This is a genomic window from Pseudarthrobacter sulfonivorans (assembly GCF_001484605.1).
In the GTDB taxonomy this organism is placed as follows: Bacteria; Actinomycetota; Actinomycetes; order Actinomycetales; family Micrococcaceae; genus Arthrobacter; species Arthrobacter sulfonivorans_A.
Genome location: NZ_CP013747.1, coordinates 4563087 through 4576128, shown reverse-complemented (window position 1 = coordinate 4576128; position 13042 = coordinate 4563087). Strand labels below are relative to the sequence as shown.

Genomic DNA, 13042 nt, shown 5'->3' with positions numbered 1-13042 from the left:
ACCGGCGCCTAAATGCGAAACGGACCGGGCGACGTCGGTATTCCGACGCCGCCCGGCCCGCTTTGATGCAAAAGGTCAGGCCTCTGCGGGCTCAGCCGATTCTTCGGTCCGGGCGTTGTTGGCGGACCTGCGGTGTTCGACGCGCTTCGCCTGCTTCACCAGGTCAGGTTCGTTCTGGCGCAGCCAGGCATACATCGGGGCAGCGATGAATATGGTGGCCGCCGTACCTATCAGAATTCCGACGAACAGTGCCAGCGACAGGTCGCGCAGCGTGCCTGCCCCCAGGAGGCCGGCCCCGATGAACAGGATGGCACCGACCGGGAGGATGGCCACCATCATGGTGTTGATGGAACGCACCAGGGTCTGGTTGACGGCGAGGTTGACTTCCTCACCGAAAGTACGGCGCGTGGACGCATCGAGATCCGCGGTGTTCTCACGGATCTTGTCGAAGACCACCACCGTGTCATAGAGGGAGTAGCTGAGCACCGTCAGGAACCCAATGATGGCTGAGGGCGTCACCTCGAAGTCACTGAGGGCATACACGCCGGCGGTGATCATCATCGTCACCAGCATTCCAGCCATTGCAGACAGTGACATCTTCCAGGTCCGGAAGTACAGCGCCATCAGCACCGCGGCCAGGGCCACAAAGACGATCAGGCCAATCAGGGCCTGCTTGGTGACATCCGCACCCCAGGTGGGTCCGATAAAGGTTGATGTCACCTCGTTGTCAGTGACGCCGTAGGCCGAGATGAGGCCTTCCTTGATCCGGAGGGTCTCGTCATCCGTGAGCTTGTCCGTCTGGATCCGCATGGTGGTACCGGCGACATTGGCGACACGCGGAACGCTGCCGGCCACAACGTCTTCGACAACTTTTTCACCAAGGGCCGAGTCTGTGCTTTGCACGTTGGAGACGGTGAACTCCGAACCGCCGCGGAATTCGATGCCAAGGTTGAAGCCACCCTTGGCAACCGGAATGAGGATGGACAGCGCCACCGCCACCGCCGCGATGATGAACCACAGTTTCTTGGCACCGACGAAGTTGTAGGAGCGCTTCCCGGTGTAGAGCTCGTTGCCGAAATTGGCGAAGCTGCTGGACATTACTTGTTCTCCTTGGCTGCGCTCTTGGAGGAGCCGGTGAGCTGCTCCTGCTTTTCCGCGAGGCGGCGTTCTGCGATGGTCATGCGTCGTTCAGCCTCGGCCGCCGCGCCTGTGTTCTTGGCGCGGACCACGGACGGCTTGGCCTCCGGCGTGCGCAGGCGCCCGGCGCCGCGGTAGAGCGGCACAACACCCAGCCGCTTGGGATCCAGGCCGGAGAGCCGGTGGCCCTCCCCGAAGAACTTGGTGCGCGCCAGGAGCTGCAGCGTCGGGTGCGTGAACATAAAGACCACGATGAGGTCGGCAATGGCCGTCAGACCCAGCGTGAAAGCGAACCCACGGACGTTGCCGACGGCCACAAAGTAAAGCACCAGCGCGGCCAGCAGGTTCACGGCCTTGGAGGCCAGGACAGTGCGCTTGGCCCGCTTCCAGCCGTTCTCCACCGCAGAGACCAATCCACGGCCTTCGCGGAGTTCATCGCGGATGCGTTCAAAGTAGACGATGAACGAGTCAGCGGTCTGGCCGATGGCGACGATGAGGCCAGCCACGCCGGCCAGGGAAAGCCGGTAGTTTTCGGTCCAGCCCAGGAGGGCGATGGCCAGATAGGTCAGGGCGCCGGCCACCACCAGCGATGCAATGGTCACCAGGCCCAAGGCCCGGTACTGGAAGAGTGAGTAGACCACCACCAGGAGCAAACCGATGATGCCTGCAAGGAGGCCCATACGGAGCTGTTCGCCACCCAAGGTGGCGGAGATCTGCTGGTCGCTCTGGATCTCGAAGCTGATGGGCAGTGCACCAAAGCGAAGCTGGTCGGAAAGGACCTTGGCGGTCTGTTCGGTGAATCCGCCGGTGATCTGCGGACGTCCGTCGGTGATGACGGCCAAGGAGCGCGGCGCGGAAATGACCTGGTCGTCGAGAACGATGGCGAACTGAGCCTTGGGGTCGTTGCCGGTTTCGCCGCCGGCTGCCACATAGAACTGGTTCAGGCGTTCGGTGACCGACTTGAACTTGGCGGTGCCTTCGTCGTCGAACTGGATGTTGACGGCCCAGTCGTTGGTCACAGCGCCCTGCGCACCCTGCTGCAGCTGGAAGGAGGACGTGACAATGTTGCCGCCCTTGACCTCCACCGGACCCAGGATGTACTTGATGGCCGGCGTGGTCTCAGTTGCCGGTTCACACGTAACCAGGGGTTTTGTCGGATCGGAGGCCTCCGGGCTCTCCGGCGCAGGATTGTTGCAGTCCATGGTTTCGAACTGCCGGTAGATGTCCGCGGTGATCCAGTTGATATCGCTGCCGTTGGCGGGCTCCGCCGTGGGCTTCGGAAGCTGATCTTCGGGGGTGAGGGATTCCGTGGGAACGGGCGCGCCGTCCCCGTTCAGCAATACGGGACGGAAGTTCATGTCCGCGGAGGCCTGGATCAGGTCGCGGGTTTCCTTCGTAGGTGTACCCGGAAGGCTGACCACTACGTTGCGGCCTGACTGCGTGCTGATTTCCGCTTCGGCAACACCTGAACCATCCACACGTTGGCGGATGATGGCTACGGCCTGGTTGAGCTGCTCTTCATTGATGTCCGAACCGCCCTCAACCTTGGGCGCCAGGATCATCTGGGTGCCACCCTCGAGGTCCAGTGCCAGCTTGGGTGCCCAGCTTGCCTGTCCGGCAAGGGTGCCGCCGGCCAGGACGGCGGTCAGCACGGCGAGGACTACGCCGAGCCACACCAGTACCCTCAGGCCTGAGTTGTTAGGGCCAGTTCGTGCCATTGTCGATCTTTCTCTTATTTACGGAGGAACCACCGGCGGGAGCTATCTGTCCCACCGGCGGTTGTCCCCAGCCGTAGAGGTGTTGTAACGCGGGCTGCCGTGCGGCGTGGACTAGTTGTCCTTCTTGCCCTCGTCGTTGAGGCGCTTCAGGGTCTCGTCCGGGGTTTCGGCGGATGCTGCCGGGGTGCCTGCTTCTTCAGTGGTGAGTGAGGAGGCGTCATCCGGGACGGCCGGAGTCTCGGCTTCGACGGGCGGTTCCACAATCTTGGTCACAGCCTGGCGGTGGACAGTTGCCAGGTTCCCGGGGGAGAGCTCAAGGACAACTTTGTTCTCGGCGTCGTCCATGGAGACAATCCGACCAAAGAGTCCGAAGCTCGTCATAACCTCAACACCGGGCTCGAACTGGGACTGCAGCGTTGCCTGCTGCTCCTTGGTCTTCTTGTTGCGGCGGAACATCATGAAGATAAAGATTCCGAGCATTGCGAACAAGACGATGTTCATTGGATCCACAGGGAAGATTCCGTTCTGTACTGGCGTATCGGGTGTTTGGCAGCGTCCGCGTCGTTCCCCGTTGCAGAGAATCCTGCCTGGCAGGCAGCGGCTCCTCGAAGCCGTCGCGGGAACACAGACCCGAACGTGCCGGGTGTCATACCAGTCTAAAGGGAAAAGCTGGGAGGACAGTGCTATTGACCGTTCGGTGCCCATTCGGCCGCGGACTCGGCGCTGTCCGGGTCCGATTCGAACAGATCCAACGGCTCCTGCCCGAAAACTCCGGCCGGTACGGCGAAGCCCAAGTGGGTCCAGGCCGGAGCCATGGCGATGCGGCCCCGTGGCGTCCGGCCCAGCAGACCTTCGCGCACCAGGAACGGTTCCGCCACCGTTTCCACGGTCTCGGTCTCCTCCCCCACCGCAATGGCAAGGGTGGAAAGCCCCACGGGTCCCCCGCCGAACTTCGTAATGAGTGCTTCGAGGACAGCGCGGTCCAGCCGGTCCAGGCCTCGCTTGTCCACTTCATACATGTCCAGGGCAGCGGAAGCGGCGCGGGCATCAATCTGCTCAATCCCATGCACGAGTGCCCAGTCCCGGACCCGGCGGAGGAGGCGGTTGGCGATACGTGGCGTACCGCGGGACCGGCCGGCAATTTCGCTGAAGCCCGCAGAGTTGACCTTGAGGTCCAGCAGGCCGGCGGAGCGCCTGAGCACCAGTTCGAGCTCGGCCACGCTGTAGAACTCCAAATGCCCGGTGAACCCGAACCTGTCCCGGAGCGGTCCTGGCAGCAGACCGGCGCGCGTGGTGGCACCCACCAGGGTGAAGGGCGGCAGTTCCAACGGAATGGCGGTGGCCCCGGCGCCCTTGCCCACCACAATGTCCACACGGAAATCTTCCATGGCCATGTAGAGCATTTCCTCTGCCGGCCTGGACATCCGGTGGATCTCGTCCAGGAAGAGGACCTCCCCTTCGGAAAGGGAGGAAAGGATGGCGGCGAGGTCGCCGGCGTGCTGGATGGCCGGACCGCTGCTGATCCGCAGTGGCGCGTTCATTTCAGCGGCCACTATCATGGCCAGGGTTGTTTTGCCGAGGCCTGGAGGGCCGGAAAACAGCACGTGGTCCGCGCTGCGCCCCCGCATCCGGGAGGCCTGCAGGACCAGCGAGAGTTGCCTGCGGACCCGGTGCTGGCCGACGAAGTCATCGAGGTTCTTCGGCCGGAGGGCGGCTTCGATCGCCCGTTCCTCGGGTTCCTCCCCTGCTGCCACCACCGAAGGCTCAGCCACGGCTGCCTACGCGGTTACCGGCCCGCGCGCCGTCCTGGCCCAGCCAGCGCAGCGTGGTCCGCAGGATCTCGGCCACATTGCCACGGAATTCCACCTCGGGATCGTCTGCAAGGGCCTTCTCGATGCTGGCACCGGCATCCTTTTCCGACCACCCGAGGCTGGTCATGGCCGCCACCACCTGGGGCTTCCAGGCCGCTTCGGCCGGAGTGGACACGCCGGTGGCACCTGCCGTTCCGTGGGGCACCAGCTTGCCGGCCAGTTCCAGCACAATCCGGCCGGCCACTTTGGGGCCGATGCCGGGCACCGTGGTGAACGTCTTGCTGTCACTCGTGTGCGCGGCAACCCTGATCGTTTCAGGCTCGTGCACGGCGAGCACCGCCAGCGCGAGCCGCGGACCTACGCCGCTGACGCTGAGCAGGACATCGAAGACCTCGCGTTCGTCGTCGGTGGCAAAACCGAACAGGGTGAGGGAATCCTCGCGCACGATCAGCGACGTGAAGAGCTTGCCTTCCTCGCCGGTGCGGAGGCGGCTGAGGGTCTGCGGCGTGGCGTTGACGCTCATGCCCGCCCCGTTGAGGTCGATCACGGCAGCGGAAAGGCCAACGTGCGCTACGGTTCCGCGAAGGAAACTGATCAAAGCCGGGCTCCTGGTGTACTGCCGGGCTCTTGGGGGTAGGACCGGCTATCCGAACATATCTACGAATACCCTAGCAAGCGCCCCGGACATTCAGCGTGCGCGGCGCGCTTTCGCCTCGGCATCGGCCCACGCGCGCTGGGCCGGCGTCAGCGACAGGCTGCCGGGGCCGGTGGTGGCCACCGCGGCTCCGCTGCCCGCGCGCCAGGCGTGGGTGATGGCAAGGGCCAGGGCATCTGCGGCGTCCGCCGGCCGCGGCGGCGCGTCCAGCCTGAGGATTTTTGTGACGAGTTTGGTCACGGCTTCCTTGTTGGAGGTACCGCTGCCGGTCACCGCTGCTTTCACTTCCGACGGCGTATGCAGAGCCACCGGGATCCCGCGCCGGGCGGCGGCGGCAATCACGACGCCGGAGGCCTGCGCCACGCCCATTACCGTACTGACGTTGAGCTGGGAAAAAACGCGTTCGACGGCGAGCACCTGGGGTTCGTAGCGGTCCAGCCACTCGTCGATGGCCAAGGCAATAACCAGCAGGCGCTGGTCCAGGGTCTCCTCGGGAGAGGTACCCACCACTCCGACTGCCACCATTGTGGCGCGCCTGTTCCGCTCGACGTCGACCACGCCGATGCCACACCGGGTGAGGCCCGGGTCAACACCTAATACGCGCAGGGTCACCCTGGGACATCCGCCTTAGGCCACAAAGCGAAAGGTCACTCAGCTTCCAGGGCGGCCTGGACTTCGTCGCTGAGGTCGGCGTTGCTGTACACGTTCTGGACGTCGTCGAGCTCTTCCAGGGCGTCCACGAGCTTCATGAACTTCTTGGCGGCATCGAGGTCCAGCGGCACCTGCATGGACGGCACAAACTCGGCCTCGTCGGTCTCGTACTCGATTCCGGCTTCCTTGAGGGCATCGCGGATGGCCTGGAGGTCGGTGGGCTCGGAGTGGATCTCGAAGCTTTCCCCGTTGTCCTTGACTTCCTCGGCTCCGGCGTCGAGGACGGCCATCAGGACGTCGTCCTCGCTCAGGCCGTTCTTCGGCAGCGAGACAACGCCCTTGCGGCTGAACAGGTAGCTGACCGAACCGGGATCGGCGATGGTGCCGCCGTTGCGGGAGATCGCCAGGCGGACCTCGGAGGCGGCGCGGTTCTTGTTGTCCGTGAGGCACTCGATCAGCAGCGCCGAACCCTGCGGGCCGCGGCATTCGTACATAATCTCGGTGTAGTCAACCACTTCGCCGGTGAGGCCGGCACCACGCTTGATGGCACGGTCGATGTTGTCGGCTGGAACGGAGGTCTTCTTGGCCTTGGTGACGGCGAGTTCCAGGCCCGGGTTGCCGGCGAGGTCCGGTCCGCCCATACGCGCGGCGACTTCGATGTTCTTGATCAGTTTGGCGAACGATTTTGCACGGCGACTATCGAGGATGGCCTTCTTGTGCTTGGTAGTCGCCCATTTGGAGTGTCCTGACATGCTTTACGCGTCTCCTCTGATCATGCGGATAAAAAGTTCATGTACGCGTTTCTCCCCAGTCACTTCCGGGTGGAAGGAGGTGGCCAGCAGGTGGCCGGAACGCACTGCAACAATTCTAGCTGTCCCCGGCAGAGTCGCCGCGTGGGACGCGTGCTCAGGGTCTGCGGGCTCCACCTGGGCCAGTATCTCCACGCCGTCGCCGACGCGTTCCACCCAGGGGCCGCGGATGAACACGGCGTGTACTGGAGCGACACCGGATTCCGTGGCGCTGAAGTCCAGGCCCTTGAAATCCAGGTCCGTTTCGAACGACTCGCGCTGCCGGCCGAAGGCGTTGCGCCGCACTGTGATGTCCAGGCCACCGAAGGTCTGCTGCGGGTGGCCGGCCAGGTCTGTGGCGGGATCGGCGATCTCGTCGGCGAGGAGGATCATGCCGGCACAGGAACCGTAGACCGGCAGTCCGTCGCGGATCCGGTCCTTCAACGGTCCGGCCAGCTCAAAGGCGCGGGCCAGCTTGTCGATGGCCGTGGATTCTCCGCCGGGAATGATGAGGCCGTCCAGGCCGTCCAGTTCGGAGGGGCGGCGGATTCCGACGCCGGCGGCACCCGCGGCTTCCACGGCCCGGAGGTGTTCGCGGAAGTCGCCCTGAAGTGCCAGGACGCCGATCCGGAGGCCCGAGCCCACGCGTGCAGAAGCAGCCGAAAGGGGGTTTGTCATCCAATCAGCATAATGTGCGCTGGTCCCGGGGCGGCGCCGGAAGCGCTTCCGGGAAGGGTTCTATGCCGTTGCTGGGATATATTACAGAGCATGCTTTACATCAGTGTTCCGCTCGGCAAGCTGGTCCGCCGGGTGTCCCGGCTCAGGGGCGGAGGGTCCGCGCTGCCCGGGCTGGTGGTCGAAAAAATCGATCCCGGCTTTATGCAGCGGACACTCTCCACGCTCCCTCACGGCGTCGCCGTGGTGAGCGGAACCAACGGCAAAACCACCACCACCAAGATGGTGGTGGAACTCCTGGAAAGCCAGGGCCTGAAGGTCTTCACCAACCGCACCGGCAGCAATTTCACCCGCGGCGTGGCGGCCGCCCTGCTGGGCGAAGTGGACTGGCGCGGCAGGCTCAGGGCCGACGTCGCCGTGCTGGAGCTCGACGAAGCCCACGCCACGCATTTTGTGAACCGTGTTCCGCCGCGGTACAGCCTCCTGCTCAACGTCCTGCGTGACCAATTGGACCGGTTCGGCGAGATCGACAAGACGGCCCAGCTGCTGCAGCACATCGCCGACAAAACCACCGGAACAGTAGTCCTCAACCGGGAGGATCCGCGGGTGGCCCGCATCGCGGAAACCCTCACCGGCCAGGACGTCCAGTACTTCGGCCTGGACGATTCGCTCCTGAGCACCTTCCCCAACGACGACGACATGCGGGCAGCGCCCGGCAGCCCCGCCCCCGCAGCGCTCCCCCACAAGCCAGCGGCCGACGTCGTACTCCGCAAAGTGGGGCCGGACACCGCCGATTTTGAGTACGACGGTGCCACGGTCACCACCGCGATGAAGCTCCGCGGCGTCTACAACATCTTTAACGCGGCTGCGGCGCTGACCCTGGCCCGCAGCATCTGTGGTGGCGGTGCCGCCACAGCCGACCACGCCACCCTGCTCACCGCGCTGTCCCAGGTGGAGCCGGCGTTCGGCCGCGGCGAAAGCCTTACGGTGGACGGCCAGCCCCTGGACCTCGTCCTGGTGAAGAACCCCAGCGGTTTCCGGCTGGGACTGAAGTCCTTCCCCGCGGGCGGTTACGCCACCATGATCGCCATCAACGATAACTACGCCGACGGCCGTGACATGTCCTGGCTCTGGGACGTGGAATTCGATTCGCTCCGCGACGGCGGTGTGGACCAGCTGACAGGTTCCCGCGCCTACGACATGGCGCTGCGGCTGCAGTATGACGACGTCCGGATCGGCGGGGTCCAGCCGGAGATCGCGCCCGCACTCGCCGCGTTTATCCGGGACGCCAAGGGCAAACCGAAGCGGATCTTCTGCACCTACACAGCCATGCTGGCCATCCGCCGCGAGCTGTCCAAAATCACCACAGTGGAGGTGGTCTCATGACCGCTGAATCAACCGGCATCGGGCCGGACGGCGTCGAACAGAATTCCAAGGGAACCATCCGGGTCCTGCAGCTCTACCCGCGGGACATGAACATCTACGGCGACTGGGGCAACGCCCTGGTGCTCAAGCAGCGGATCAGCTGGCACGGCTACACCCCGGAGCTGCTGGAGTACAACGTCGGCGACGAATTTCCCGCCGACGTTGACCTGATTGTCGGGGGCGGCGGCCAGGACAGCGGACAGCTGGTCATCAAGGACGACCTCCAGTCGCAGGCCGGCGTCCTCACGAAGCTGGCCGAGGACGGCGCACCCATGCTGGTGATCTGCGGGCTGTACCAGCTGTTCGGGCGCTTCTTCAAGACCCGTTTAGGCTCGGTCATACCGGGCATCGGTGTCCTGGACGTGGAGACACACGGCACGGACGAGCGCCTGATCGGCAACGTCAGGGTGGCCACCGAAGAGTTCGGCGAGGTGCTGGGATACGAGAACCACAGCGGGCAGACCACGCTGGGTGCGGGCGTCCGGCCGTTGGGGACCACCGCGAAAGGTACCGGCAACAACAGCAGCGACGGTCACGAGGGCGCACGCTACAAGAATGTGGTGGCCAGCTACCTGCACGGTTCGCTGCTGCCCAAGAACCCTGCCATCGCCGACTTCCTCATCAGGACCGCCGCCGAGCGTAAATACGGCACCTTCACGGCCGGCGCCCCGGACGACCGCTACGCGGTGCTGGCCCGGGAGCACGCAACGCGCCGACCGCGCTGATCGTTGCCGCGCTGAGTAGCGCTGCGCGGACGATTTCCCCGTCGAACTGTCTCAGGGATCCTTGGTGATCAGCAGTTCATGCGCGCCGGCAGCAGCCGCGCCCATCGAGTCCACCACCGTGGCGGTCCTCAACCTCGTCGCGGCGTCGGCCTCGGGAGTTGCACAGACGCCCTGCGGTGCATCGGTTGCCACCGAGCACCAGCGGTACGGATCGCGGACAATCACCGAGGGGGCCCAGGCCAGGTCCGACGCCGTCCACTTCCCGGCTGCGTCCTGGCTGAACTGTGCCCGCACCAGCAGGCCCTCGTTGTTCACCACATACCAGGGCGACAGTTCGGTTACCCCGTTGCCTAGCCCATAGACGATCCAGGTTCCCTTGTAGTTTTCGATGGGCAGCACCGAGTGGGTGTGGTGGCCGTAGATCATGGTGAACTGGCCGCTGTCCACCAGGGCGTGGGCCACCTCCTGCTGCTGGGCGTTGGCTTCACTGGCATACTCGTCGCCGGCGTGCATGGCACCGAGCACAATGTCCGCACCGAGCGCCCGTGCCTTCACGGCCTTGGCGATCATGGCGGGCGCATCCAGCATGTCCACCTGCCAGCCGTATTCAGGGTACTGGCCGTTGAGCCCGTAGGTGCCCGCGATGATGGCGATCTTGGCGGCATTGGTCTGCAGGATCAGGATTCCCTGCGACTCGGTCTCGGTGCGGTAGGAACCGGTGTGCTTCAGCCCCGCCGCATCCAGGGCGTCCACGGTACGCAGTACTCCGTCCGTGCTTCGGTCGATCGTGTGGTTGCTCGCGGTGGTGCAGGCCCGGTACCCCACCGCCTTAGCGGCTGTGATGATCTGCGGCGGGACGTTGAATGACGGGTACGCGGAGAACGGGCCATCGGGCCCGGCCACAGGCGTTTCCTGGTGGCAGATAGCGAGGTCGCTGGCGTGGATGTACTTTCGTTGGCCTTCGAGGAGCGGGGTGAAGTCCAGCCCTGGTTTGCCTGCTGCGGCGGCATCGTCGCGGGCCTGTTGCCAGAGTTGGGTGTGGACCAGCATGTCGCCGGTCACGACGACGGACGTGCACCGCAGCGTGGGGCAGGCCGGCCCCGCGCCGGGGGTGGGAGTGGGCGTCGGGGTGGGGGACGCCGTCGGGCTTGGCTGCCTTGTCCCGCCGCCGGTACTGGCAGCACCGGAGGACGGAACAGTCTGTTCGGCGACCAGGCCGCATCCTGCCAGCAGGGCAGCGGCCAGGACGCCGGCGGACACCGCAGCAGCGGAACGAACAGCAACAGCGCGCACCGAAGCAGCGCCCAACCTTTTCCCCATAGGCGTCATTGTAGGTCTGGCCGCCGCGCAAATTCGACAAAGCCGCGCGTTGAGAAGCATGCGCCAGTATGAAAGGTTAGCGTGATGACGAATCCCCTCCTCAGCGCCAGCGCCCTGCCCTATGGGCTGCCGCCTTTTGCCCGGATCAAACCATCCGATTACGCCGATGCCATCGACGCTGGCCTGACGGAACATCTGGTGGAAATCCATGCGATCGTGGACAACCCGGCGCCGGCGGACTTCGAGAACACGGCCCTGGCCATGGAGAAGTCCGGCCAACTGCTCCAGCGGGCGGCCGACTCCTTCTTCACCCTTGCCTCAGCCGACGCAACAGACGAAATCCGTGACCTGGAAACCGAACTCTCACCCCGCATTTCGGCGCATCAGGACGAGATCTACCTCAATCGGGCACTGTTCGACCGGTTCGCGGCGATTGATACCTCCGGGCTTGACCCTGAGTCAGTCCGGCTCGTGGAGGAGTACGTGAAGGAGTTCCGCCAGTCCGGGATCCAGCTCGAAAAGCCGGGCCAGGAACGGCTGAAGGAAATCAACGCGGAGCTGTCCAAACTGGGCACGGAGTTTGGCCAGCGGGTCAAGGAGGCCATGAAATCGTCTGCCTTGCTGCTGGACACAGCAGCCGAGCTGGCCGGCTTGCCGGCAGACGATGTCGCCAGCGCCGCTGAGGCGGCCCGCGCCGTTGGCCACGACGGAAAATTCCTGCTGACGCTGATCCAGCCCAGCAACCAGCCCGCCCTGGCTGCCCTCGAAAACCGGGACGTCCGCCGTCGGCTGTTTGAAGCTTCCATCGGCCGGGGCAGCGGCGGCAGCCTGGACGTCCTGGAACTGGCCAGGTCGACGGCACGCCTGCGCGCTGAAAAGGCAGCCCTTCTGGGTTTCGCCAACTATGCCGAACTCGTGGTGGACCGCCAGACAGCCCGCGACTTTGACGCGGTCCAGTCCATGCTGACCAGGCTGGCCCCGGCGGCTGTGCGCAATGCCGACGCCGAGGCTGCGGCCCTGACCGAGGCGGCAGGGCATCCGCTGGAGGCCTGGGACTGGGCGTTTTACTCAGCCAAGGTGCAGCGGGAAAAGTACGCCGTGGACGAGCAGGCACTCCGCCCCTATTTCGAGCTGGAACGCGTACTCCGGGACGGCGTCTTCTTCGCCGCCACATCCCTCTACGGCATCACGTTCCACGAACGCAAGGACCTCGCAGGCTACCACCCGGACGTCCGCGCCTGGGAAGTCCGGGACCAGGACGGCAGCGGACTGGGATTGTTCCTGGGCGACTACTACACCCGCGAATCCAAGCGGGGCGGCGCCTGGATGAACTCGCTGGTGGACCAGTCGGGCCTGCTGGGCACCCGGCCCGTGGTGATCAACAACCTCAACATCTCCAAGCCGCCGGCAGGCGAGCCCACACTCCTGACGCTGGACGAGCTACGCACCACTTTCCACGAGTTCGGACACGCACTCCACGGCTTGTTGTCGAACGTGACGTATCCGCGGTTCGCCGGGACTGCTGTCCCCCGCGACTTTGTGGAATACCCGTCGCAGGTCAACGAGATGTGGATCCTGTGGCCGGAGGTGCTTGCCAATTATGCCCGGCACCACGCCACCGGCGAACCGCTTCCGCAGCAGGTGGTGGACAAGCTGAACGACTCACGGCTCTGGGGCGAAGGCTTCGGGACCACGGAATACCTCGGTGCTGCGCTGCTGGACCTGGCCTGGCATGTGCTGGACGAAACCGAAATTCCCGACGACGTCCTGGCGTTTGAGGCGAAGTCCCTCGCGGCCGCGGGCGTGGCTCATGCCATGATCCCGCCGCGTTACCGCACCGGCTATTTCCAGCACATCTTCGCGGGGGCTGGCTATGCGGCCGGCTATTACTCGTACATCTGGAGTGAGGTGCTGGATGTCGAAACCGTGGACTGGTTCACCGAAAACGGCGGCCTAACACGCGACAACGGCGAACGCTTCCGCCAGGAGCTGCTCTCCCGCGGCAACAGCAGGGACCCGCTGGAATCCTTCCGCGCGCTCCGCGGCCGCGACGCCCGGCTGGAGCCCCTGCTGAAACGCCGCGGCCTGGAGTAGTACCCGTTAACTGACGACGCCGGCCCCTCACCAAGAAAGGTGA

General features: G+C 64.9%; 12 protein-coding genes. 3 read left to right on the top strand and 9 right to left on the bottom strand.

Annotation, left to right across the window (positions count from 1 at the left end; all coding sequences use genetic code 11):
* Positions 1-75 precede the first annotated feature (75 nt).
* The 8 genes from secF to pdxT form a co-directional block, all read right to left on the bottom strand.
* Positions 76-1098 (bottom strand): protein translocase subunit SecF, encoded by a 1023-nt coding sequence (gene secF / locus AU252_RS20825; protein ID WP_058932342.1) that lies wholly within the window; start codon positions 1096-1098, stop codon positions 76-78.
* The gene (secD, locus tag AU252_RS20820) at positions 1098-2855 is read right to left on the bottom strand and encodes a protein translocase subunit SecD (protein WP_058932341.1); all 1758 of its coding nucleotides are present in this window, start codon (positions 2853-2855) and stop codon (positions 1098-1100) included. Before secD ends, secF begins: the two co-directional genes overlap by 1 nt.
* Before the next feature lie 111 nt (positions 2856-2966).
* Positions 2967-3356: a preprotein translocase subunit YajC gene (gene yajC, locus AU252_RS20815; RefSeq protein ID WP_058932340.1), complete on the bottom strand. Its 390-nt coding sequence runs from the start codon at positions 3354-3356 to the stop codon at positions 2967-2969.
* Positions 3357-3538: 182 nt separating this feature from the next.
* Entirely contained in the window at positions 3539-4627 is a 1089-nt protein-coding gene (gene ruvB, locus AU252_RS20810; RefSeq protein WP_058932339.1) for a Holliday junction branch migration DNA helicase RuvB, read from the bottom strand.
* On the bottom strand, positions 4620-5264 hold the full coding sequence (gene ruvA, locus AU252_RS20805) for a Holliday junction branch migration protein RuvA (protein ID WP_058932338.1): 645 nt from the start codon (positions 5262-5264) through the stop codon (positions 4620-4622). Before ruvA ends, ruvB begins: the two co-directional genes overlap by 8 nt.
* Before the next feature lie 90 nt (positions 5265-5354).
* Positions 5355-5933, bottom strand: coding sequence for a crossover junction endodeoxyribonuclease RuvC (gene ruvC, locus AU252_RS20800; protein ID WP_056340336.1), 579 nt, complete (start codon positions 5931-5933; stop codon positions 5355-5357).
* A gap of 35 nt (positions 5934-5968) precedes the next feature.
* Entirely contained in the window at positions 5969-6724 is a 756-nt protein-coding gene (locus tag AU252_RS20795) for a YebC/PmpR family DNA-binding transcriptional regulator (protein ID WP_058932337.1), read from the bottom strand.
* 3 nt (positions 6725-6727) lie between these two features.
* On the bottom strand, positions 6728-7438 hold the full coding sequence (gene pdxT, locus AU252_RS20790) for a pyridoxal 5'-phosphate synthase glutaminase subunit PdxT (RefSeq protein WP_056340341.1): 711 nt from the start codon (positions 7436-7438) through the stop codon (positions 6728-6730).
* A 90-nt stretch (positions 7439-7528) separates the two neighbouring features.
* Here pdxT and AU252_RS20785 point away from each other — a divergent pair, with 90 nt between their 5' ends.
* Together AU252_RS20785 and AU252_RS20780 are read left to right on the top strand one after the other, a co-directional pair.
* Positions 7529-8821, top strand: a complete 1293-nt coding sequence (locus tag AU252_RS20785; RefSeq protein ID WP_058932336.1) for a Mur ligase family protein — start codon at positions 7529-7531, stop codon at positions 8819-8821.
* Positions 8818-9585, top strand: coding sequence for a type 1 glutamine amidotransferase (locus AU252_RS20780; protein WP_058932335.1), 768 nt, complete (start codon positions 8818-8820; stop codon positions 9583-9585). The genes AU252_RS20785 and AU252_RS20780 overlap by 4 nt, the downstream gene beginning before the upstream one ends.
* A gap of 51 nt (positions 9586-9636) precedes the next feature.
* On the opposite strand, the gene AU252_RS20775 is transcribed toward AU252_RS20780, so the two are convergent.
* The gene (locus AU252_RS20775; RefSeq protein WP_058932334.1) at positions 9637-10905 is read right to left on the bottom strand and encodes a CapA family protein; all 1269 of its coding nucleotides are present in this window, start codon (positions 10903-10905) and stop codon (positions 9637-9639) included.
* 84 nt (positions 10906-10989) lie between these two features.
* Between AU252_RS20775 and AU252_RS20770 the strand changes: the two genes are divergently transcribed.
* Positions 10990-12999 (top strand): M3 family metallopeptidase, encoded by a 2010-nt coding sequence (locus AU252_RS20770; protein ID WP_058932333.1) that lies wholly within the window; start codon positions 10990-10992, stop codon positions 12997-12999.
* Positions 13000-13042 lie beyond the last annotated feature (43 nt).

Coding starts and splice junctions, on each gene's coding strand:
- secF (WP_058932342.1), bottom strand. CDS start 1,098: ATGTCCAGCAGCTTCGCCAATTTCGGCAACGAGCTCTACACCGGGAAG.
- secD (WP_058932341.1), bottom strand. CDS start 2,855: ATGGCACGAACTGGCCCTAACAACTCAGGCCTGAGGGTACTGGTGTGG.
- yajC (WP_058932340.1), bottom strand. CDS start 3,356: ATGAACATCGTCTTGTTCGCAATGCTCGGAATCTTTATCTTCATGATG.
- AU252_RS20795 (WP_058932337.1), bottom strand. CDS start 6,724: ATGTCAGGACACTCCAAATGGGCGACTACCAAGCACAAGAAGGCCATC.
- pdxT (WP_056340341.1), bottom strand. CDS start 7,438: ATGACAAACCCCCTTTCGGCTGCTTCTGCACGCGTGGGCTCGGGCCTC.
- AU252_RS20785 (WP_058932336.1), top strand. CDS start 7,529: ATGCTTTACATCAGTGTTCCGCTCGGCAAGCTGGTCCGCCGGGTGTCC.
- AU252_RS20780 (WP_058932335.1), top strand. CDS start 8,818: ATGACCGCTGAATCAACCGGCATCGGGCCGGACGGCGTCGAACAGAAT.
- AU252_RS20775 (WP_058932334.1), bottom strand. CDS start 10,905: ATGGGGAAAAGGTTGGGCGCTGCTTCGGTGCGCGCTGTTGCTGTTCGT.
- AU252_RS20770 (WP_058932333.1), top strand. CDS start 10,990: ATGACGAATCCCCTCCTCAGCGCCAGCGCCCTGCCCTATGGGCTGCCG.